This window comes from Azonexus sp. R2A61, from assembly GCF_021401135.1.
Lineage (GTDB): Bacteria > Pseudomonadota > Gammaproteobacteria > Burkholderiales > Rhodocyclaceae > Azonexus.
The window spans coordinates 401,301-423,131 of record NZ_JACBFO010000004.1 but is presented as its reverse complement, the minus strand read 5'-3'; the positions used below and the strand labels follow the sequence as shown (position 1 = coordinate 423,131).

Here is a 21,831-nt window from a genome sequence, read left to right as displayed (position 1 = left end):
TATCGGTTGTCCTAACTTTTAAAGATCAATTCCACCGCGCCGTCGCTTTCACTCCGTCAGCAGCAGAGAAGCGAGATTATGAAACACAACCTCAACTTCGTCAAGCACCTCAGCAAAATTTCTTTCACCTCACCGCTTGCCTCGCTTCGCCGAAAACCCCGGCACCGCAAGGAAGGTGCGCATTCTACACACCCCAAAAAAACCGTCAACCCCATTCAGCAAATATTCCCGCGACTCAATTCTAGGGGGGGCTCGGCTGGAAATATAGCCAGAAGCCTACGCCCCCGTTTTCAGAGAGGTGACTCAGCGAATCCGGACGTGCGGTTAAGTGAAATCTCCGCCTCACTAGGCGATTGAAATCGCCTGCCAAGGAGCAGAAGCAATTGGAAAACCCCGCTGTAACCACGCTGCTGCCTTCAAGGCCAAGGTGGCAATTGCCGCCCTCAAGGGCGATGGAAGGCTGGCCGCGTTAGCGGAGACGTTTGATGTTCATCCGAATCAAATCACGCAGTGGAAGACGCAACTACTAGAGAACACTTCGGGTGTCTTCGCTACGGCAGCCGAGAAGCAGGCGGCGACGCCGGACCTGAAGGATTTGCATGCAAAGATCGGCCAGCGGGCATTGGAGATCGTTTTTTTTGGCCGGCGCGCTTGGTCGCGTCGGAAATGCGAGCGCAAAACGATGATCGATAAGACCCATGACCAGGCCGTCGTCAGGCAAGCCCAGTTGCAGGAACTTTCGCGCTCTTCTGTCTATTACCAAGCGCAGCCGACGTCGGAAAGCGATCTGAAATTGATGAGGCGGATTGATGAACTGCATCTGGAACACCCATTTGCCAGGGTGCGAATGTTGCGCGACATGCTCAAGCTCGAAGGTCACGAAATTGTTCACAAGCAGCTCAGCCCGCTCATGCGGAAACTCGACATCCAGGCCGTCCACCGCAAAGCCAACACCAATCAGCGCAACCAGGCGCACCGCATCTATTCCTATTTGCTGCGCAATCTCACCAGCAACCGTCCGAATCAGAATGCCTATATCGAATCATTCAATGGGCGTTTCGAGAAGGAGAATGGACTTGAAGAAGCGGTTTTCAGAAGAGCTGATCATCGGCTTTTTGCAGCGGGCGGAAGCCGGTGTGCCAATCAAGGAACGGTGTCGGCAGCACGGCTTTCGTGATGCATCGTTCTACAACTAGCGAGCGAAGTTTGGCGGCATCTCGGTACTGGATGCCAAGCGACTGAAGGAACTCGAAGCGGAGACCGCTAGGCTCAAACGGTTGCTGGCCGAATCGATCTTGGACGCTGAGGCGCTGAAAGCGGCTTTTGGCCGAAAACGCTGAGCCCCCAGCAAAAGCGTGAGGCCCCCATGGTGATGCGTGAATCGACAACGATTTCCGAGCGCCGCGCCTGCCTACTGGTGGGTTTGTCGCGCGCGGTCCTGAATTACGAATCGAAAGTACAGCCAGAAAATGAACAATTGCAGGCAATACTACTTGAACTGGCCGGCGAGCGCCGCCGGTTCGGCTATTGCCGTCTGCATGCATTGGTTCGCCGTGAGGGTGTCGTCCAAGCCAATCACAAGCGTATCTATCGTCTCTACAGTGATGCTGGGCTATCGGTTCGGCGGCGCAAGAAACAACATGGTCTCGCCATCGAGCGGCAGGTATTGGAATTGCCGTCCTCACCGAATCAGGTCTGGTCGATGGACTTTGTCAGTGACGCATTGGCCAATGGCCACCGGATCAAGGTGCTGACCATCGTCGATGACTTCAGCAAGGAGGCCATCGATCTCGCCGTTGATTTCGGAATATCGGGACATTACGTGACCTGAGTGCTCGATCAGGCAGCCCGCTTCAGGGGTTATCTCAAGGCGATCCGGACAGATCAGGGGCCAGAATTTACCGGCAAGGCATTGGACCAATGGGCCTACCAGCACGGCGTGCAACTCAAGCTGATCCAGGCGGGCAAACCGACGCAGAATGCCTTCATCGAGAGCTTCAACGGCCGGTTTCGGGCGCCTCTGGAATCTGTTAAGCAAGAGGAGATTTACCTGCACGGCTACAACTCCGTTTCCGAGGTCCGGCAGTCGCTGGCTCGCTATTTCGATTTCTGCAATCGCCGTCGCCCACACTCAGCGCTTGACGGGCAAACCCCGGATACGGCTTAGTTCAACCAGACGCTGCTCGCCGCAGCGGCTTAACCCGCAGAGAAATCACTTAGTTTCGTCTAACTGCGTGGCGCCACCTCTTAGCGCACCAGATCACAACATGACGGTGCGCTCACCACTTTTCGCAGGACTTCCTTGGCGATCTCATTCTCCAGCATCGTCTCGGCTAGCAGCTTTTCAAGCGCGTGTCTTCCGTTTCGAGCTCGTTGAACTGCTTGGCGTCAGACACACTCACTCCGCCAAACCTGCTGCGCCGGAGGTAGTAACTCGCTTTCGAGACCACGTGCTTTCGGCACAACTCGGCAACCAGCATCCTACCTCCGCTTCCTTCAGGAAACCAATGATATGTTCTTCGGTGAACCGCTTCTTCATGTCCAATCACCTTGTCGTGAATGATTGGACCCTAAAATCAGGCGCCACTCAATTCCGAGGGGGCGTCAGGGAATCAAGCGGAGAAAGAAGAACCACAGCCACAAGTAGAGGTTGCATTTGGATTGCGAATCACAAACTGAGACCCCTCCAAGCCTTCCGTATAATCAATTTCCGCCCCAGCCAAGTATTGATAGCTCATCGGATCAATCAACAAGGTCACACCGTTCTTTTCCATCATTGTATCGTCGTCAGCAACCTCTTCATCAAAAGTGAAGCCATATTGAAAACCTGAGCAACCACCACCAGTCACAAAGACCCGCAACTTCAACGCAGCATTTCCTTCCTCTTCAATCAACTCTCTAACCTTACTGGCTGCGCTATCAGTAAAAACCAATGGCATAACTTCAACTACCTCGCTCATAATAAACTCCGAAACTTTCAAATTTCAGTTAACAAAAATAGAACAGGGTTTTAGTCCCCGGAAGGCAAATTTGGTTCCTTGGCGGACTGATGGACCAACCGTCCTTCTATAACCGCCCCTTGATGAATCTCAATCGCCGCATAGGTCACGTCACCCAAGATACGGGACTTCGGTTGCATCTCCAGAGACTCAGCCACAAATACAGGCCCAACAATCACACCGTTCATAACGAGATGAGTTACCTCAACCCCCCCCTCTATCCTCGCCTGATCACTTATCACAAGCACGGCATCGGACCCCGGCACAGCCTCAACAGCCCCCTTAACTTCACCATCAATCCTCAACCCACCGGAAAACCGAACCTTACCCTCAATGCAGGTACCAGCACCTATCAGACTTTCTATTTTGGCTAACGACCTAGTTTCTTTTTTTTTCGCGAACATCAAGAATCCTAAAATATCAAATAAGTGTCTCACGCTTCAACAAGAGCTTCTCCCCAAGCCAAACTCTCAACTCAGCCGCCTGAAGCGGTTCCCCCTCAGGCACATCAACACTCTCCTCTATTCGCAAAACACGCCCTACCTTGATCAGTTCCGGCTGAACAGGATAGCGGCGCACCACCTCCCCATCTTTCGTTTTGAAGTAAACCTGATACTTGAATTGCTGCTCCCCCCCCATTTTCTGACTCGCCAGCAAAAAGCGAAAACGGGCTCTGCCAGCAGCCTCCGGCAGCAACCGAAAAACCTCTACTTTAATTAAAGTACCATCGAAGCCTGCTGATAACAATTTTTCATACGCCAGCAAATCTTCTTTCAGCAGCGAATTGTCCATCTCCAAACGAGCCATCCGGTCAACTAGCTGTCGCTGCGAGGCTCGCTCAAGACTTGCTTCATTTCGTTCGGTTCCCACAACCGAACGCAGAACCAGCAGTTCTTCACGCTGAGCCGCAAGACTTTCTCGTACCCCTTTCAACTCGGAGTCACCTCGCAAAATCACAGCCCCAGCCCAACCGGCCAAAAAGGACAACACGATCAACAACACCCAGCGATACCAAGAAACATGCTCACGTATCACCACCCTCGGAGCAGTCACCCCGAAGCGACGGCGAAACCTCTTGAACTTCAACGATAGCGCAGGAACTCGCACACAAAGTACTCACAAACACCTTTTCAGTTGAAGCATCATACCCTGAAGTAACGCATGACATGCCCCACCCTGCATTAGGTTAACCAGGATGACCAGAAAGCCGACAGCTAGGCATAGGGATTAACTGACCATACGTCGCCCCCTCCCAGCCCCCCCCAACTCCTTGATCCACCGCTCCTGCTTAAGCTGTACGACCCGTGGTTTAACTTAGGGCACTCATGCAACCATAGTGCACCATAATCTCTAACCTAACGACATTGCATGCACAGCCCAAAATCCTTGCCCCCTTTTTTGCTCAAATAGGTGGAAACTCGGTTTAGGATCCGTTTGATAAATAAAAAAAGCCGCCCAAAGGCGGCTTTTTTTGAAACAACAGAAAAAATCAACGCTTGGAGAACTGCTTACGGCGACGAGCTTTGTGGAAGCCAACTTTCTTACGCTCCACTTCGCGCGCATCACGGGTGACAAACCCAGCCTTGGAAAGCGCGGGCTTGAGCGCGGCATCAAACTCGATCAAGGCACGAGTAATGCCGTGGCGAACAGCGCCAGCCTGACCGGACTCGCCGCCGCCTGCAACATTTACCTTGATATCGAAACCAGCCAACTGCTCCACCAGCGCCAACGGCTGACGGACGATCATTCGACCAGTTTCGCGGGAAAAGAATTGGTCGACCGGCTTTCCGTTAACGACGATGGAACCGGAACCACGCTTCATGAAAACGCGAGCGACAGCACTTTTGCGACGCCCGGTACCGTAAAAATATGCTTCAGCCATGATTACCCCTTAAATTTCGAGCGCTTTCGGCTGCTGGGCAGAATGCGGATGCTGATCGCCAGCGTAGCACTTCAGCTTCTTCAGCATAGCGTAACCCAACGGCCCCTTGGGCAGCATGCCCTTAACCGCTTTCTCCAGAGCACGCCCCGGAAAACGCTGCTGAAGCTTTTTAAAATTTGTCTCGTAGATACCACCAGGATAGCCCGAATGACGGAAGTACTTCTTGTCTTCGGACTTGTTGCCGGTAACAACCAGCTTTTCAACATTCGTCACAACGATGAAGTCACCGGTATCAACGTGCGGAGTGTAGATAGCCTTGTGCTTGCCACGCAGGCGACGAGCAACTTCGGCAGCAAGGCGGCCGAGCACCTTGTCTGTGGCGTCTACCACAAACCACTCGCGCTTCACCTCATGTGGCTTGGCGGAAAACGTTTTCATGAATATGCCGTCCTGAAAAATAGGCCAGATTAAAGAAAGCCGCTGATTATATTTCCCCAACCAAAGCAAGTCAACTCACAAAGGAAAAACAGGGAAAAAAAACGCGGCTCGCTGAGCCGCGTTAAATCCACACCAAAGGAGGAGGGTGGAGGAGACAATCCTGAACTGATTCAAAACCGCATCAGTTCGTACGTCTTCATTATTCCCCAAACGACCACGAATTGCAAACAAATTTGTGCATCGCACAAATTTACAAACCATCTAGTCATAGATTTTTTATATTTACTTTAAGATACTGTTTTAAAAAGATTAGCTATTATATTTTTTTACAAATACACCAATGTAAAACAAAAACAAGGCAATTCGAATTGCATACAACTCACCCCGTTTCCGCAACGCAACACCACCCTGCAAGACGCATGACCAACAGCTCCGATAGAATTCACCGATTTGAGGAGAGGAAAATCGATGGAATGCACTGTCAGATGGAATGGTCAGGATGCCGGAATGTCATTTACCGCTGAGACGGGGAGTGGACATGCCGTCACGATGGATGGCGCACCTGAAGCAGGAGGACGCAACCTCGCACCGCGCCCGATGGAAATGCTGCTAGCCGGCACAGGCGGCTGCACCGCTTTCGACATTGTGCTCATACTGAAGAAAGGGCGCCATGCGGTCAGCGGTTGTGAGGTGAGCATCAAGGCAGATCGAGCCGAAAACGACCCCAAAGTCTTCACCAAGCTGCACTTCCATTACCGCGTGAAAGGGAAGCAACTAAAGCGCGAGATCGTCGAACGCGCCATCGCCCTTTCGAAGGACAAGTATTGCTCTGCCTCGATCATGATGGCCAAGACGGCAGCAATCACTCACGATTTCGAAATCATTGAGGAGTAGCCTCGTAGACGTTTGACCGCGAGGTGATATCTATCTAGATATGGTAAGAAAGCCCTGTCAAAAAACGGGCCGTCAATTTCATCGCCACACGCACCGGAGCCGGCAATTCCGCGGCTCCAAAATCCATCGCCATCTTGGCGTGCCCCGCTTCGTCATCCCGCATCTGTGCCACTATCGCTCGAGAACGCAAATCCGCCGACGGCAAGCTGTCCAAATGCCCATCCAGATGAGCCTCAACCTGACGCTCGGTCTCCGCCAGAAAGCCCAGGTTCCATTTATCTCCGAGGACTCCTGCCACCACACCGATCGTCAGTGATCCGACATACCAGAGCGGGTTAAGCAGACTGACACGCCCACCCAACGCCCCTAGCCTAGCCTCTGTCCAGGCCAGATGCTCAACCTCTTCATCAGCCGCAGACTTGAGCGCAAGCTTGACCTCCTCACGGCGGGACGTGAGGGCCTGCCCCTGATACAACGCCTGCGCACAAACCTCACCACTATGGTTCACCCGCATCAAGCCACACACATGCCGGCGCTCACTGTCGCCCAGCAGCACATCCGCGACATCAGCACCAGGAACCGGCCGTACCGATGAAGCAGGTGCTGCCAGTGTCCGCAAGGCCCGATCAAATCCAACAATAAGATCATCCAGATGCACGATCAGCGCATCCTGTTCAAAGGATGGACCCCTTGGATCAGCGCATTGCGCGCTTCCTCGGCATCAAGCACAAGCGTAGCCCCGGGGCAAAAATACTCGAGAAATAGCGCAGCGTGCTGACGACGTGGGGGCGTATCCACGATGCGTTCCCAGTCGACATTGCGCGAACTCACCCACCGACCATCACGTCGGCCCGTCGCATAAAGACGCTTTTCCTTGGTTTCGCATCGCATGCCTTCATAGGTGACATTGCGGGATCCGCCCGGCGTATCAACAACCAGCACATAGCGCACAACGCCATCCTTGCCGACGGAAATCGAAGCCAGGTCGACAGCGTACCTGTTATCAACGGCAGCGCTGACGAAGAACCCCTTCAGGTTCTTTTCCTCAGGCATGGGAGGAAAAACAACCTCTTCCTCCTGCCAGCCCCCCGGACGGTAATCTTCATCGTCTTCCGCGAACACATGCACGACACCGGCGTAGGCGAGCAAAGCAGCAACGATCAAACGACGGCCAAGATTAGTCACCACCACCTACCGCCTCCTTCGATTGTTCATCCACGACCGGTACGCCTCGTTTGCTCCGGGAACCCCGGCGATCCTGCTCAAGAAAGCGGACCAGTTCGTTCAGCGCCTGTTCGTAAACCCCACGCTTGAATTCGATCACGGAATCCAGCGGGACCCAGTAATCGTTCCAGCGCCAGGCGTCGAATTCCGGCTTGGCCGTCGCCCGCAGACTGACATCACTGTCACGGCCAACGAGTCGCAGCAAAAACCATATCTGCTTCTGCCCCTTGTAGGAACCACGCCATTCGCGTTTGATCCATTGATTCGGCACATCGTAACGCAACCAGCCCTTGGTCCGCCCCAGAATACGCACATGTTCGGGATGCAACCCGACTTCTTCATGCAGTTCACGGTACATGGCTTCTTCCGGCGTTTCGCCGCGCTTGATGCCACCCTGTGGAAACTGCCAGGAATGCTCCCGAATGCGCTTACCCCAGAAAACCTCGTTCTTGGCGTTACAAAGAATGATGCCGACGTTCGGGCGATAGCCTTCGCGGTCGAGCATAGAAATCCTGCAAAAAATTAATCGGTTGCCCCGATTCTTTCACAAACCCCGTCCGCGTGCAAAGCCGCTGCTCCGTGTAAAATCGGCTTTTTTCCACCGAATCAAGAGCATCCCATGCGCACTACGCAGTTCTTCTTCACTACACTCAAGGAAGCCCCGGCCGACGCCGAAGTGATCAGCCAGAAAATGATGCTGCGCGCCGGCTACATCAAGCGTGCCGCCGCCGGCATCTATACATGGATGCCGCTCGGCCTTCGTGTATTGAGGAAGGTCGAGAACATCGTGCGCGAGGAAATGAACGCCGCCAGCGCACTCGAGCTGCTGATGCCGGCCGTGCAGCCGTTCGAATTGTGGGAAGAATCCGGTCGCGGCCCGGCCTACGGCCCCGAACTGCTGCGCTTCAAGGACCGTCACCAGCGCGATTTCGTGATCGGCCCGACGCACGAGGAAGTCATCACCGACGTCGTCCGCCGCGACGTCAAGAGCTATCGCCAGCTGCCGATCCATCTCTACCAGATCCAGACCAAGTTCCGCGACGAGATCCGCCCGCGCTTTGGCGTCATGCGCGGTCGCGAGTTCCTGATGAAGGACGGCTATTCCTTCCACACCTCGTTTGACGACCTGGTGCGCGAATACGGCAACATGTACGCCACCTACGGTCGCATCTTCACCCGGCTCGGCCTGAAGTTCCGCGCCGTCGCGGCCGACACCGGCTCGATCGGCGGCGATGGCTCGCACGAATTCCACGTCCTGGCCGACTCCGGCGAGGACGACATCGCCTTCTGCCCGGATTCCGACTATGCCGCCAACGTCGAACTCGCCGAGGCGGTCGCCCCGGCGACGCCACGCGCCGCCGCCGCTCAGCCGATGGCCAAGGTGGCGACGCCGGGCAAGACGTCCTGCGCCGACGTTGCCGCCTTTCTCACGGTCGACCTGACGAAAATCGTCAAAACCATCGCCGTCGTGGCCGAACAGGAAGACGGCGGCAAGAAGTTCGCGCTGCTGCTGCTGCGCGCCGACCACGAACTGAACGAAATCAAGGCCGGCAAGATCGCCGCGCTCGGCGCCTTCCGCTTTGCCAGCGACAGCGAAGTTCAGGAATACCTCGGCTGCATCCCCGGTTTTATCGGTCCGGTGGCGGTCGACCGTGAGAAAGTGGCGATTTTCGCCGATCGCACGGTCGCCGCGATGAACGACTTCGTCTGCGGCGCCAACGAAGCCGGCTACCACCTGAGCGGCGTCAATTTCGGCCGCGACCTGCCGGAACCGGAAGTCTTCGACATCCGCAACGTCGTCGCCGGCGATCCGTCGCCGGACGGCAAGGGCCTGCTCGGCATCTGCCGCGGCATCGAGGTCGGCCACATCTTCCAGCTGCGCAGCAAGTATGCCAAGGCGCTGAACTGCACCTTCCTCGACGAGAACGGCAAGAGCCAGGTGATGGAGATGGGCTGCTACGGCATCGGCGTCTCGCGCATCGTCGGCGCCGCCATCGAGCAGGGCAACGACGACAAGGGCATCATCCTGCCGCCGGCGATCGCCCCGTTCGCGGTCTGCATCGTGCCCATGGGCTACCACAAGAGCGAAACGGTCAAGGCTGCCGCCGACCAGCTCTACGCCGACCTGAAGCAGCAGGGCATCGACGTCGTCCTGGATGACCGCAACGAACGCCCCGGCGTCATGTTCGCCGACATGGAACTGATCGGCATCCCGCACCGCGTGGTCATCGGCGAGCGCGGCCTGAAGGACGGCCAGTTCGAGTACAAGGGGCGGACCGACGCGGAAGCGACGATGGTCGCCCAGAGCGACATCGTCGGCCTGCTGCAAGGGAAGCTGTGCGCCGCCTGATCGGCATTTTCTGTCTTTTCTGCGCGTCGACCGCAGCACTGGCCGGCGCGCAGAAATACGAGCCGTTGTCGGCCAGTGTCCAGGCCGCCTTGAGCAAATCGGTTGCCGATGCCAGGCCGCAGGTTTCCTCGTTCAAATCGCCCCTGGAAGCCGCGGATTGGCTGGCGGCCATGTCCCAGCGCTTGGAAAAGCGCATTCCGGATCGCGATTACCGGATCGACCTGTTGCGCAGCATTCACTATGAGGCCACCCGCGCCGGGCTGGACCCGCAACTGGTACTCGGTCTGGTCCAGGTCGAATCGGGTTTCCGCAAATATGCCGTCTCGTCGGCCGGCGCCCGCGGCTACATGCAGGTGATGCCATTCTGGGTCAAACTGATCGGACGGACGGACGACTCGCTATTCGAAATGCGCACCAACCTGCGCTACGGCTGCACCATCCTGCGTCACTATTTGGATATCGAGAAAGGCGACCTGTTCCGTGCGCTCGGCCGTTACAACGGCAGCCTTGGCCGGCCGGAATACCCGAATCTGGTCCGCGGCGCCTGGCAGCGTCAGTGGTCCTACGAACCGACCTCGACGCTGGCCAGCCAGAATCCGCACTAATCAGCGGCCAAGCCCGCCGAAGCCGCCAGGCATCATGCCCTTCATGCCGCGCATCAGTTTGCCGATGCCGCCCTTGGAAAACTGTTTCATCATCTTTTGCGTCTGCTCGAACTGATTGAGCAGACGATTCACTTCCTGGACCTGGACCCCCGCCCCCATCGCGATGCGACGCTTGCGACTGGCCTTGATCAGCTCCGGCTTGGCTCGCTCGGCCGGCGTCATCGAATTGATGATGCCTTCGACCCGGCCGATCATCTTGTTTTCGGCGCCGGCGGGCAGTTGACCGGCGGCCTGGGCAAACTGCGCCGGCAGCTTGTCCATCAGCGAACTGAGGCCGCCCATCGCCCGCATCTGGCCGATCTGCGCCTTGAAATCATTGAGATCGAAGCCCTTGCCGGATTTCAGTTTCTTGGCAAACTCGATCGCCTTTTCTTCATCGATGCCTTTCTTGGCTTCCTCGATCAACGACAACACATCGCCCATGCCGAGGATGCGCGAGGCCATCCGCTCCGGATGGAAAGCCTCCAGCCCGGTCAGTTTTTCGCCGACACCGGCAAACTTGATCGGCTTGCCGGTGATGTGACGCACCGACAGCGCCGCACCGCCCCGCGCATCGCCGTCGAGCTTGGTCAGCACGACGCCGGTCAGCGGCAGGGTCTCATTGAATGCCTTGGCGGTATTGACGGCATCCTGACCCAACATTGCATCGACCACGAAAAGCGTCTCGATCGGCTTGATCGCCGCATGCAAGCGCTTGATTTCGGCCATCATCTCCTCGTCGACCGCAAGACGCCCAGCGGTATCAACCAGCAGCACATCGTGATAATGGCGCTTTGCCCAGTCGATCGCCGCCTCGGCGATGGCCTCGGGTTTTTCACCCACCGACGACGGGAAGAAATCGACACCGGCCTGGGCCGCCACCGATTTGAGCTGCTCGATGGCCGCCGGACGATAAACGTCGCAGGAGACGACCAGCACCTTCTTTTTCTGTTGCTCCCTGAGCAGCTTGGCCAGCTTGCCGACCGTGGTCGTTTTGCCCGCCCCCTGCAAGCCCGCCATCAACACGATCGCCGGCGGCTGGGTATTGAAATTGATGCCCTCGTGGGCCTCGCCCATGATTTTGGTCAGTTCGCCATGAACGACACCGATCAGCGCCTGCCCCGGATTGAGCGAGCCGATGACCTCCTGGCCCACCGCCTTTTCCTTGACCGCAGCAATGAAATCCTTGACCACCGGCAAGGCGACATCGGCCTCCAGCAAAGCCATGCGCACTTCGCGCAAGGCATCGGCGATATTCGATTCGGTCAGGCGGGCTTCGCCTTTCAGCGTCTTCATGACGCGGGCAAGGCGCGTCGTCAGGTTGTCGAGCATGTCAGATAGGCTTCTAGTAGAATTTCTGGATGGCCGACATTGTAATTCAGCTTCTGCCCCACATTCTCGCCGCCCAGCTCTACGCTGGGCTCGGCTTTCATTTCTGGAACACCCGCTGGCGCGAACACGAGCAACAGCGTGTCGCCCGGCCGATGGCTCGCTGGGAACGGACTGTCATCGGCATCGCGCTCGGCCTTCACGCCTGGGGCCTGCATGATGCCATCCTCACGGCGAGCGGCATGCGCTTTTCTTTCGGGCTCGCCCTGTCGCTGATGATGTGGCTGGCTGTCCTGATTTACTGGCTGGAAAGCTTCATGGCGCGTATGGAAGGCATGCAACCGATGGTTCTGCCGCTGGCGGCGATATCGAGCTTCCTGCCCGTCATTTTTCCGACCGATCACCTGGTCGCGCACGCCGACGCCACCGCCTTCCAGTTCCATTTCCTGGCCGCAATGCTGGCCTACAGCCTGCTGACCTTGTCGGCACTGCACGCCATTTTCATGGGTTTTACCGAAAACGCCCTGCATCGGCGAGCCATGCACCGCAGCCTGGCCAGCCTGCCGCCGCTGATGGCCATGGAATCGCTGCTGTTCAGGATGTTGACCGTCGGCTTCATCCTGCTCACCCTGGCTGTCGGCAGCGGGCTGCTGTTCTCGGAAATTCTGTTTGGCAAACCGCTGACGCTCGATCACAAGGTCGTTTTTGCCATTGCCTCTTGGCTCATATTCGCCACGCTGCTGATCGGCCGTCATGCCTGGGGATGGCGCGGCAAGAAGGCCCTGCGCTGGACACTGGCCGGCTTTGCGCTGCTGATCCTGGCCTATGTCGGCAGCCGCTTCGTGCTCGAAGTCCTGCTCGGCCGGGTCTGACGGCGTGGAAGAACTCCCCTTAGGCACCCTCTGGCTCGCGCTGGCTGTACTACTCGCGCTGTCCGGTTTTTTTTCAATGACCGAAACAGCGATGATGGCATCCAATCGCTACCGACTCCGGCACCTAGCCCAGAACGGTCATCGAGGCGCCCAGCTGGCAACCCGGCTGCTGGCACAAACAGACCGGATGCTCGGAGTCATTCTGCTTGGCAACAACCTGGTCAACGCTGCCGCCGCCACACTGGTCAGCGTCATCACGATGGAACTGTTCGGCGACGACCGTTGGGCCCTCGGCGCAGGCACATTGGTCGTCACTTTCGCAATTCTGGTTTTTTCCGAAATCACCCCAAAAATCGTCGGCGCAACCTATGCCGATCGCCTGGCCGTGCTCCTGGCCTACGTCCTGGCTCCGCTACTGCGCCTGCTGCAGCCCATCGTCTGGTTCATCAACCTGTTCGCCTCCGCCATCCTCAAAATGCTGGGACTGAGCAGCAGGCCAAATCAGGACGAAGCGCGGCTGACCAGCGAAGAGCTCCGCAGCCTGGTGCTGGAGTCCTCTCACATCATTCCGAAAAAACACCAGTTGATCCTCGACCGGCTCTTCGACCTCAACAACATCACGGTCGAAGACATCATGACGCCGCGTGGCAACATCGAAATCCTTGATATCGAACAGGATTGGAGCGCCGTGCTAGAGCAGCTCACGACCAGTCATCACAGTCGGCTGCCTGTCTGCCGCAGTTCACTCGATCAGTTGATCGGCATTTTGCCGGTTCGGCGCCTGTTGACCGTAAGCACGGCACCGGATTTCGATCAAGCGGCACTGCTTGATCAGGTCCATCCCCCTTATTACATTCCCGCCGGCACCGCTGCGTTCTCCCAACTGAGTTTTTTTCAGGAGAACAAACAGCGTATCGGCTTCGTGGTTGATGAATACGGGGACATCCTAGGATTACTGACGCTGGAAGACATCATCGAGGAATTCATCGGTGATTTCACCACTTCGTTGCCAGGACTGGACACAACGCTGTGTTGGCGAGAAGAGGGGTTTGCACTGGTCGAGGGGTCCCGCCCGCTGCGCGACATCAACCGGATGCTCGGCCTGGAATTCCCGCTTGACGGCCCCAAAACCCTGAACGGATTGATCCTCGAACACTTTCAGGACATCCCGGAAGCCGGGACCAGCATCAAACTCAACGGCATTCCGGTTGAAATCGTGCAAACACAGGATCGCAGCGTGATAACAGCCCGCATTCACTCCCCGCAAGGTCTTGAAGCAACATAACGCCATCAGCTTTACAAACCGGCTTGCACGTAGCATCATCGGGCGATCCTAACCGCATCTAATACCATCAGCATCCAATGGCCGCCACTCCGCCCAATTCCCCGCTCAGCGGACTCGTTCGCGCCCTTGTTCAGGCAGGACGACTGAAGGAAGCCGAAGCCGAGGAAATCAGCCAGCAGGCCCAGGCGGCCAAGCTCCCCTTCATCGAACAGATCATCAGCAGCCAACGCGCGACGGCACTCGAAATCGCCAAATTTGCTGCCGAAACCTTCGGCTACCCGCTGATGGATCTCGAAGCTTTCGATGAAGCAAACATTCCAGCCAGTGCTATCGACCGGAAGCTGATTGCAACGCACCGGGTCATTCCGTTGTACAAACGCGGCAACCGCTTGTCGATTGCCACATCGGACCCAACCAACCTGCGCGCGCTGGATGAAATCCGTTTTCAGACAGGATTGGCCGTCGACCCCATCGTCGTAGAGCACCCCAAGCTTGCTCCGCTGGTAACGAAGTATTCGGAATCCGCCTCCGAGTCGCTGAAGAACCTGGCTAGCGACGACGTCAACCTGGATTTTCTCGACGAGGAAGCAGCTACCGCTGCCGAAGACGCCAATGCGCAGGACATTGACGATGCTCCGGTCGTCAAATTCATCCAGAAGATCCTGCTCGACGCCATCAACGACGGCGCCTCCGACGTCCATTTCGAACCTTACGAAAAAAGCTATCGAATTCGTTTCCGTATTGATGGCATATTGCGTGAAGTTGCCTCACCACCGCTCGCCATCAAGGAAAAAATCGCTTCACGCATCAAGGTCATTTCCCGTCTGAACATTGCCGAAAAGCGGGTTCCGCAGGATGGGCGCATGAAACTGGTGCTATCCAAGACCCGGGCCATCGACTTCCGCGTCAGTACGCTACCGACACTGCAAGGAGAAAAGATTGTCCTGCGTATCCTGGATCCGGCATCGGCAACACTGGGCATTGAGGCCCTGGGTTACGAACCGGAACAAAAAGCAGCGCTGCTTGATGCGGTCAACCGTCCTTACGGCATGGTTTTGGTCACGGGTCCGACAGGGTCGGGGAAAACCGTTTCCCTTTACACCTGCCTGAACATCCTGAACAAGGATGGCGTCAACATCTCCACCGCCGAGGACCCGGCCGAAATCAATCTGGCCGGCATCAACCAGGTCAACGTTGATGATCGCGCCGGGCTGACCTTCCCGGTCGCCTTGAAAGCCTTTCTGCGCCAGGATCCGGACATCATCATGGTGGGTGAAATCCGCGATCTGGAAACCGCCGAAATTGCCATCAAAGCAGCGCAGACCGGCCACATGGTCCTATCGACGCTGCACACCAACGATGCCCCGCAGACACTGACCCGCCTGATGAATATGGGGGTTCCGACCTTCAACATCGCCTCAAGCATCCTGCTGATCACTGCGCAACGCCTGGCGCGCCGACTCTGCTCCTGCAAGCAGCCAATTACCGTCCCGGAACAGGCTCTGCTCGACGCCGGGTTCAAGCCCGAAGAACTTGACGGGTCATGGACCCTTTATGGCCCCAAAGGCTGCGAGCGCTGCAAGGGAAGCGGTTTCAAAGGACGGGTGGGTATTTACCAAGTCATGCCCGTTTCGGAAGCGATGCAGCGACTGATCATGAGCGGCGCCACCGCACTTGATCTGGCAGCCCAGGCCAAACAGGAAGGGGTCAAGGATCTACGGGAGTCCGGCTTGCTGAAAGTCAAGCAAGGCCTCACCTCACTGGATGAAGTACTGAGCACCACCAACGCTTAACCGCTCAAGGACAGGACTCAAATGGCAACGCCCACAAAGAAGAAACTACCTGGCGTCAAGGAAAGCACCTTCCAATGGGAAGGCAGAAACAAGGATGGGAAGACCGTCCGTGGCGAAATGAGAGCAGCCAGCGAATCGGTGGTACAGACGTCGCTGCGCAGACAAGGCATCTCAGATGCAAAGGTAAAAAAAATCCGGTTCAAGACCGGGCGCAAGATCACAGAGAAGGACATCACCCTGTTCACCCGCCAATTGGCGACGATGATGCGCTCCGGAGTCCCGCTACTTCAGGCTTTTGATATTGTCGGCAGAGGGCATGCCAATCCATCCGTTGGGAAACTGCTGCTCGACATCAAGGCAGACGTCGAAACAGGCAGTTCGCTATCGCAGGCATTCAAAAAATACCCACTGCACTTCGACGCCTTGTACTGCAATCTCGTCGGCGCCGGCGAACATGCGGGGATTCTTGAATCACTGCTGGATCGTCTGGCAACCTACAAGGAAAAGATTCTCGCGATCAAGAGCAAGATCAAGTCGGCCCTGTTCTATCCCGTCGCTGTACTGGTTGTTGCCTTTGTGATCACCGCGGTAATCATGATTTTCGTGATTCCGGCCTTCAAGGATGTATTCCAGAGTTTTGGTGCCGACCTTCCCGCACCAACCTTGATGGTCATCAGCATCTCGGATTTCTTTGTCGCTTACTGGTGGGCCATTTTCGGAGTGATCGGGGGGGGCATCTATGCCTTCCTCGAAAGCTGGAAGCGTTCGGAAAAAATACAATTCACGATGGATCGACTGCTGCTGCGGCTACCCATTTTCGGCGAGATCGTTCGAAAATCAGTGATCGCTCGCTGGACCAGGACACTCTCAACGATGTTCGCCGCAGGCGTCCCTCTGGTGGAATCGCTCGAATCGGTCGGCGGCGCATCGGGCAACTATGTTTACAAAATTGCCACGCGACAGATTCAAAGCGAGGTAGCCACCGGTACCAGTCTCACCGTTTCCATGCAGAACGCCAACGTCTTCCCTAACATGGTGACCCAGATGGTAGCCATTGGTGAAGAATCCGGAGCGCTGGATTCCATGCTTTCGAAGGTTGCCGATTTCTTCGAACAAGAAGTTGACGATGCTGTTGAAGCCATGTCCAGCCTGATGGAGCCGATGATCATGGTGGTTCTGGGAACGCTGATCGGCGGCATGGTCGTCGCCATGTACCTGCCGCTGTTCAAACTGGGTGCGGTGGTTGGGGGATGATGGTATTCGATTCCACTTCAGTCGCCATCCTCTGCGGACTACTCGGCATCTGTATTGGCAGCTTCCTCAACGTCGTCATTTTCCGTCTGCCGAAAATGATGGAGAACGAATGGCAAAGTCAGCTTTTGGAATTCAAGGGCGACACACCGTCACAACCCAACCCGCCCTACAACCTGGCGACCCCACGTTCGCGTTGCCCGAGTTGCTCCAGAACAATTGGCTGGCAGGACAACATTCCGCTAGTCAGTTACTTCCTGATCCTCAGAGGCAAATGCCGGCACTGCGGCACGAGAATTTCCCTCCGCTACCCGTTGATCGAAGCACTGACCGGCATTGCGACGGCCTTTACCGTCTGGCATTTCGGCCCGACGCAACAAGCAGTTGCTGCCGTTTTACTGCTCTGGGCTTTGTTGACCCTGACCTTCATCGATCTGGACACACAACTATTGCCGGACAGCATTACCTTGCCGCTCCTCTGGCTTGGTCTGCTATTCAATCTCGAAGCCAGTTTCACTGACCTGCACAGCGCTGTCATCGGTGCGATGGCCGGATACCTGGTTCTCTGGTCGGTGTTCTGGCTGTTCAAGCTTGCTACCGGAAAAGAAGGCATGGGCTATGGCGACTTCAAGCTCCTCGCAGCCCTCGGCGCCTGGCTGGGCTGGCAAATGCTGCCGGCGATTATCCTGCTGTCTTCGATGGTTGGCGCTGTCATCGGCATTCTTTTGATGATCTTTGCCCGGCACGGACGCAATGTTCCGATCCCTTTCGGACCTTATCTCGCGATCGCCGGGTTGATTGCCCTTTTCTGGGGAAGAACGCTGAACGAATCCTATCTTGGCCTGATCTATTGAAACCGGTGCAGGCACCCCGATATATGGGGCCTGTCTCTCGGTTATAATTCAGGGTTTTGGAGGATTCCCATGCCGATTTACGAATATCGCTGCGATTCCTGTGGCCACCAGAAGGAACACTTGCAGAAAATGAGCGATGCTCCGCTCAGCGTCTGTCCCGCCTGCGGCAAGGAAACGTACAACAAACTGCTTTCCGCTGCCGGGTTTCAATTGAAAGGCAGCGGCTGGTACGCCACCGACTTCAAGAGCGACAAACCGAAGGCCCCACCTCCCTGCCAGACTGGGGAAGGAAGTTGTTCGTCGTGCGTGGCCAACTGATCAAGCGTTACTTCATCACGGGACTGCTGATCTGGGTCCCGCTGGTCATCACTGCCTGGGTGCTTTCGGCCATCGTCGAAACACTGGATCAGTCGCTCCGGCTACTGCCTGAATCCGTTCATCCGAAAAACCTGATCGGCTTTTCCCTGCCTGGCGTCGGAGCTCTGTTGACCCTGGCAATGATTTTCCTGACGGGCCTGCTTGCCGCAAACTTCATCGGCCAGAAACTGGTCAGTTGGTGGGACATGCTGCTCAGCCGAATTCCTGTGGTCAACTCGGTTTACAAAAGCGTCAAGCAGGTCTCCGATACGCTTTTTTCGCCGAACGGCAACGCCTTTCGGAAAGCGCTACTGATTCAGTATCCGCGCCAGGGCGCGTGGACCATTGCTTTCCTCACAGGCAAACCAGGCGGGGAACTGCGTACTCACCTGTCAGGAGAGTTCGTCAGCGTTTACGTGCCGACCACGCCGAACCCGACCTCCGGCTTCTTCCTGATGCTACCGGCAACCGATGTCATCGAACTCGACATGACGGTCGAGGAAGCACTCAAGTACATCATTTCGATGGGGGTTGTAGCACCGCCGACAGCGCCCCGCATCGCTCCCCACAATCACTAATCAGCAACCCAACGGATTCATCCATGCGTACCCATTACTGCGGACAACTCAACGCCTCCCTCGACGGCCAGATCGTCACCCTGTGCGGCTGGGCCCACCGTCGTCGCGACCACGGCGGCGTCATCTTCATCGATCTGCGCGACCGCGACGGCCTGGCCCAGGTGGTCTGCGATCCGGATCGCGTCGATGCCTTCAAGATCGCCGAGTCGGTGCGCAGCGAGTTCTGCCTGAAGATCACCGGCAAGGTCCGTCCGCGTCCGGCCGGCACGACCAACGCCAACCTGGCCTCGGGCGAGATCGAAGTGCTCTGCCACGAGATCGAGGTGCTCAATCCCTCGGTCACCCCGCCCTTCCAGCTCGACGACGAGAACCTGTCGGAAAACGTCCGTCTGACGCACCGCGTCATCGACCTGCGCCGCCCGCAGATGCAGCAGAACCTGCTGCTGCGCTACAAGACGGCGCGCGCCTTCCGCCGCTTCCTCGACGACAACGGCTTCATCGACATCGAAACGCCGATGCTCACCAAGTCCACGCCGGAAGGCGCCCGCGACTACCTGGTGCCGTCGCGCGTGCATGACGGCCAGTTCTTCGCGCTGCCGCAGTCGCCGCAGCTGTTCAAGCAGTTGCTGATGGTGGCCGGCTACGATCGCTACTACCAGATTACCAAATGCTTCCGCGACGAAGACCTGCGCGCCGACCGCCAGCCGGAATTCACCCAGGTCGATATCGAGACCTCGTTCATGAGCGAGGCCGAAATCACCGCACTGATGGAAAAGCTGATCCGCACCGTGTTCAAGGAAGCCATCGACGTCGATCTGCCGGAATTCCCGCGCATGACCTACGCCGAAGCCATGCGCCGCTACGGCTCCGACAAGCCGGACCTGCGCGTCACGCTGGAACTGGTCGACGTCGCCGATGCCTTCAAGGACGTCGCCTTCAAGGTCTTTGCCAACGTCGCCAACAGCGAGGGCGGCCGCATCGCCGCGCTGCGCATTCCGGGCGGCGCCAGCCTGACCCGTGGCGAGATCGACGAATACACCAAGTTCGTCGGCATCTACGGCGCCAAGGGTCTGGCCTACATCAAGGTCAACGATGTCTCGCAGATCAACGAAACCGGCCTGCAGTCGCCGATCGTCAAGAACCTCTCCGAAGCCTCGCTGCGCACGGTCATCGAGCGCACCGGCGCCCAATCCGGCGACCTGATTTTCTTCGGCGCCGACAAGGCCAAGATCGTCAGCGACGCCATCGGCGCGCTGCGCATCAAGATCGGCCACGAGAAGGGCTACGTCACCGGCGCCAAGTGGGCCCCGCTGTGGGTCATCGACTTCCCGATGTTCGAGTACGACGACGAATCCAAGCGCTGGACGGCCTGCCACCACCCCTTCACCAGCCCGAAGGACGAGCACCTCGAGTTCCTGACGACCGATCCCGGCAAGTGCCTGGCCAAGGCCTACGACCTGGCGCTGAACGGCTGGGAACTGGGCGGCGGCTCGGTGCGTATCCACCGCGCCGACGTACAGGAGAAGGTTTTCGCCGCGCTCAACATCGGTCCGGAAGAACAGCAGGCCAAGTTCGGCTTCCTGCTCGACGCGCTGAAGTACGGCGCGCCGCCGCACGGCGGCCTGGCCTTCGGCCTCGACCGTATCGTCACGATGATGACCGGCGCCGAGTCGATCCGCGACGTGATCGCCTTCCCGAAGACGCAGCGCGCCCAGTGCCTGCTGACCGACGCACCCTCGGCGGTCGACGAGAAGCAACTGCGCGAACTGCACATCCGTCTGCGCCAGAAGGTGGAAACCCAGGTCGGAATCAGCCAGGCCTAAACCGCCATGCGCTTCTGGCTGCGCTTCCTGATCGCCCTGCTGCTGGCGATCGGAAGCGCTTTTGCATTCTGGAATGGCCCACGCGACGCGAACTGGGTCGAACTACGCGAACTTCCGGTCGAAGCCCGCGACACCCTGACAACGATCAAACGCGGCGGCCCCTTCCCGTATTCGCGGGACGGCATCGTCTTCAACAACTTCGAAAAACGGCTGCCGCAGCAGGCCCGTGGCTATTATCGGGAATACACCGTCCCGACGCCCGGTCGCCGCGACCGCGGCCCGCGCCGCATCGTCGCCGGGCAACCCGGCGAGTACTACTACACGGCGGACCACTACGAGACATTCCGACGAATCCGGGAATAAGCCAATGAACAACGACCCCATGCCCGCTTTTCCGGTTGGATTGCATCGCCTCGACGACGCACAGCCCGCCACGGCGACTTTTGCGGTCGACCTGTCAAATTGCCAAAAAATCCGCGACGCTTTGCAGGCCATCGGGAATGCACTCGATCTCCCCGATTACTATGCGCCCAATCTCGACGCACTGTACGACTGCCTGACCGATGCCGACTGGCAAAAGGACGCACCGAGTATCGTCCGTTGTTACGGCATGACGGCCCTGCAAGCGAGGGATCCTGTGCCCATCGCCGCCCTGCTCGAGACGCTGGAAGCCTCCTGCCAGGCGCGCGAAGAGGGCGGCACAGCTGCGCTGGCATTCATCCTCGACCTCAAAACAGCCGACCTCCCGGACTGGCCCCGGCCGTGAGCACCTGGAAACAACCCGTCTCGGTACTGGTCGTCATCCACACGGCAGCCCTTGACGTCCTGCTGCTCGAACGCGCCGCACATCCCGGCTTTTGGCAATCGGTCACCGGCAGCCGCGAAAGAAACGAAGATCCGGTTGAAACGGCCCGTCGGGAAGTTCTCGAAGAAACCGGCATTTCCACCGATACCGGCATCCTGAGCGACTGGCGAATCGCCAATACCTACGAGATCTTTGCCACCTGGCGACAACGTTATGCACCCGGCGTCACGCATAACACCGAGCACGTTTTCGGACTCTGCCTTCCCGCACGACCGCCCATCCTTCGTTCGCCGGAGGAACATCGCGATCACCGCTGGCTGCCGTGGCAGCAAGCCGCCGAATCCTGCTTCTCGTGGAGCAACCGGGATGCCATCCTGCTGCTGCCGGAATGGCAGAAGCGCGAATTGAAAGCCATGTGACGAGCGGTTCCAAGGCGGTTAGCGGGTTTCCAAC

At 57.5% G+C, this 21,831-nt stretch carries 25 protein-coding genes and 2 pseudogenes; 17 read left to right on the top strand and 10 right to left on the bottom strand.

Going from position 1 to position 21,831, the window contains the following annotated elements; genetic code table 11:
- The 3 genes and pseudogenes from L0962_RS15395 to L0962_RS15385 form a co-directional block, all read left to right on the top strand.
- The coding region (locus tag L0962_RS15395; protein ID WP_234087343.1) for a hypothetical protein at positions 1–245 on the top strand (245 nt) is incomplete at its 5' end.
- A gap of 182 nt (positions 246–427) precedes the next feature.
- Positions 428–1,177: an IS3 family transposase gene (locus L0962_RS15390; protein WP_234087342.1), complete on the top strand. Its 750-nt coding sequence runs from the start codon at positions 428–430 to the stop codon at positions 1,175–1,177.
- Positions 1,077–2,167, top strand: a pseudogene (locus L0962_RS15385) (IS3 family transposase). Before L0962_RS15390 ends, L0962_RS15385 begins: the two are co-directional and overlap by 101 nt.
- Positions 2,168–2,250: 83 nt before the next feature.
- Here the strand turns inward: L0962_RS15385 and L0962_RS15380 are convergent.
- The 6 genes and pseudogenes from L0962_RS15380 to rplM form a co-directional block, all read right to left on the bottom strand.
- Positions 2,251–2,539, bottom strand: a pseudogene (locus L0962_RS15380) (transposase); the annotation flags it as partial.
- Positions 2,540–2,612: 73 nt separating this feature from the next.
- Positions 2,613–2,960: an iron-sulfur cluster insertion protein ErpA gene (gene erpA / locus L0962_RS15375; protein WP_234087341.1), complete on the bottom strand. Its 348-nt coding sequence runs from the start codon at positions 2,958–2,960 to the stop codon at positions 2,613–2,615.
- A 50-nt stretch (positions 2,961–3,010) separates the two neighbouring features.
- On the bottom strand, positions 3,011–3,403 hold the full coding sequence (locus L0962_RS15370) for a polymer-forming cytoskeletal protein (protein WP_234087340.1): 393 nt from the start codon (positions 3,401–3,403) through the stop codon (positions 3,011–3,013).
- A gap of 16 nt (positions 3,404–3,419) precedes the next feature.
- Positions 3,420–4,034, bottom strand: coding sequence for a hypothetical protein (locus L0962_RS15365; protein WP_234087339.1), 615 nt, complete (start codon positions 4,032–4,034; stop codon positions 3,420–3,422).
- 454 nt (positions 4,035–4,488) lie between these two features.
- Complete coding sequence (gene rpsI / locus L0962_RS15360) at positions 4,489–4,881, bottom strand: 30S ribosomal protein S9 (protein ID WP_234087338.1); 393 nt, start codon at positions 4,879–4,881, stop codon at positions 4,489–4,491.
- A gap of 9 nt (positions 4,882–4,890) precedes the next feature.
- Positions 4,891–5,319 carry a 50S ribosomal protein L13 gene (gene rplM, locus L0962_RS15355; RefSeq protein WP_234087337.1) on the bottom strand — a complete coding sequence of 143 codons (429 nt, stop codon included), beginning with the start codon at positions 5,317–5,319 and terminating at the stop codon, positions 4,891–4,893.
- Between the two features lie 468 nt (positions 5,320–5,787).
- On the opposite strand from rplM, the gene L0962_RS15350 reads away from it, so the two are divergent.
- Entirely contained in the window at positions 5,788–6,213 is a 426-nt protein-coding gene (locus L0962_RS15350; protein ID WP_234087336.1) for an OsmC family protein, read from the top strand.
- Between the two features lie 34 nt (positions 6,214–6,247).
- On the opposite strand, the gene coq7 is transcribed toward L0962_RS15350, so the two are convergent.
- The 3 genes from coq7 to L0962_RS15335 are packed head-to-tail and all read right to left on the bottom strand — an operon-like array spanning position 6,248 to position 7,942.
- Positions 6,248–6,871: a 2-polyprenyl-3-methyl-6-methoxy-1,4-benzoquinone monooxygenase gene (gene coq7 / locus L0962_RS15345; protein WP_234087335.1), complete on the bottom strand. Its 624-nt coding sequence runs from the start codon at positions 6,869–6,871 to the stop codon at positions 6,248–6,250.
- A gap of 2 nt (positions 6,872–6,873) precedes the next feature.
- The gene (locus L0962_RS15340) at positions 6,874–7,398 is read right to left on the bottom strand and encodes a CNP1-like family protein (protein WP_234087334.1); all 525 of its coding nucleotides are present in this window, start codon (positions 7,396–7,398) and stop codon (positions 6,874–6,876) included.
- Positions 7,391–7,942, bottom strand: coding sequence for an RNA pyrophosphohydrolase (locus L0962_RS15335; protein ID WP_234087333.1), 552 nt, complete (start codon positions 7,940–7,942; stop codon positions 7,391–7,393). Before L0962_RS15335 ends, L0962_RS15340 begins: the two co-directional genes overlap by 8 nt.
- A gap of 114 nt (positions 7,943–8,056) precedes the next feature.
- Here L0962_RS15335 and L0962_RS15330 point away from each other — a divergent pair, with 114 nt between their 5' ends.
- Positions 8,057–9,787 (top strand): proline--tRNA ligase, encoded by a 1,731-nt coding sequence (locus L0962_RS15330; protein WP_234087332.1) that lies wholly within the window; start codon positions 8,057–8,059, stop codon positions 9,785–9,787.
- The gene (locus L0962_RS15325; protein WP_234087331.1) at positions 9,775–10,392 is read left to right on the top strand and encodes a lytic transglycosylase domain-containing protein; all 618 of its coding nucleotides are present in this window, start codon (positions 9,775–9,777) and stop codon (positions 10,390–10,392) included. The genes L0962_RS15330 and L0962_RS15325 overlap by 13 nt, the downstream gene beginning before the upstream one ends.
- On the opposite strand, the gene ffh is transcribed toward L0962_RS15325, so the two are convergent.
- Complete coding sequence (gene ffh / locus L0962_RS15320; RefSeq protein ID WP_234087330.1) at positions 10,393–11,763, bottom strand: signal recognition particle protein; 1,371 nt, start codon at positions 11,761–11,763, stop codon at positions 10,393–10,395. It abuts the gene before it with no gap.
- A gap of 29 nt (positions 11,764–11,792) precedes the next feature.
- Between ffh and L0962_RS15315 the strand changes: the two genes are divergently transcribed.
- The 11 genes from L0962_RS15315 to nudB all read left to right on the top strand — a co-directional run bounded on the left by L0962_RS15315 (position 11,793) and on the right by nudB (position 21,797).
- Positions 11,793–12,632, top strand: a complete 840-nt coding sequence (locus L0962_RS15315; RefSeq protein ID WP_234087329.1) for an inner membrane protein YpjD — start codon at positions 11,793–11,795, stop codon at positions 12,630–12,632.
- A gap of 4 nt (positions 12,633–12,636) precedes the next feature.
- The gene (locus tag L0962_RS15310; RefSeq protein ID WP_234087328.1) at positions 12,637–13,917 is read left to right on the top strand and encodes a CNNM domain-containing protein; all 1,281 of its coding nucleotides are present in this window, start codon (positions 12,637–12,639) and stop codon (positions 13,915–13,917) included.
- A gap of 77 nt (positions 13,918–13,994) precedes the next feature.
- A complete protein-coding gene (gene pilB / locus L0962_RS15305) occupies positions 13,995–15,710 on the top strand; it encodes a type IV-A pilus assembly ATPase PilB (RefSeq protein ID WP_234087327.1) in 1,716 nt (571 codons plus the stop codon).
- A 21-nt stretch (positions 15,711–15,731) separates the two neighbouring features.
- Positions 15,732–16,964: a type II secretion system F family protein gene (locus L0962_RS15300; RefSeq protein ID WP_234087326.1), complete on the top strand. Its 1,233-nt coding sequence runs from the start codon at positions 15,732–15,734 to the stop codon at positions 16,962–16,964.
- Positions 16,961–17,815, top strand: a complete 855-nt coding sequence (locus L0962_RS15295; protein ID WP_234087325.1) for an A24 family peptidase — start codon at positions 16,961–16,963, stop codon at positions 17,813–17,815. Before L0962_RS15300 ends, L0962_RS15295 begins: the two co-directional genes overlap by 4 nt.
- Before the next feature lie 69 nt (positions 17,816–17,884).
- Positions 17,885–18,133, top strand: coding sequence for a zinc ribbon domain-containing protein (locus tag L0962_RS15290; RefSeq protein ID WP_234087324.1), 249 nt, complete (start codon positions 17,885–17,887; stop codon positions 18,131–18,133).
- The gene (locus L0962_RS15285; RefSeq protein ID WP_234087358.1) at positions 18,133–18,750 is read left to right on the top strand and encodes a DUF502 domain-containing protein; all 618 of its coding nucleotides are present in this window, start codon (positions 18,133–18,135) and stop codon (positions 18,748–18,750) included. The genes L0962_RS15290 and L0962_RS15285 overlap by 1 nt, the downstream gene beginning before the upstream one ends.
- Positions 18,751–18,773: 23 nt before the next feature.
- The gene (gene aspS / locus L0962_RS15280) at positions 18,774–20,573 is read left to right on the top strand and encodes an aspartate--tRNA ligase (protein ID WP_234087323.1); all 1,800 of its coding nucleotides are present in this window, start codon (positions 18,774–18,776) and stop codon (positions 20,571–20,573) included.
- Between the two features lie 6 nt (positions 20,574–20,579).
- On the top strand, positions 20,580–20,936 hold the full coding sequence (locus L0962_RS15275) for a ribonuclease domain-containing protein (protein WP_234087322.1): 357 nt from the start codon (positions 20,580–20,582) through the stop codon (positions 20,934–20,936).
- A gap of 4 nt (positions 20,937–20,940) precedes the next feature.
- On the top strand, positions 20,941–21,339 hold the full coding sequence (locus L0962_RS15270; protein ID WP_234087321.1) for a barstar family protein: 399 nt from the start codon (positions 20,941–20,943) through the stop codon (positions 21,337–21,339).
- Complete coding sequence (nudB, locus tag L0962_RS15265) at positions 21,336–21,797, top strand: dihydroneopterin triphosphate diphosphatase (protein ID WP_234087320.1); 462 nt, start codon at positions 21,336–21,338, stop codon at positions 21,795–21,797. Before L0962_RS15270 ends, nudB begins: the two co-directional genes overlap by 4 nt.
- The last annotated feature ends 34 nt before the right edge of the window (positions 21,798–21,831 follow it).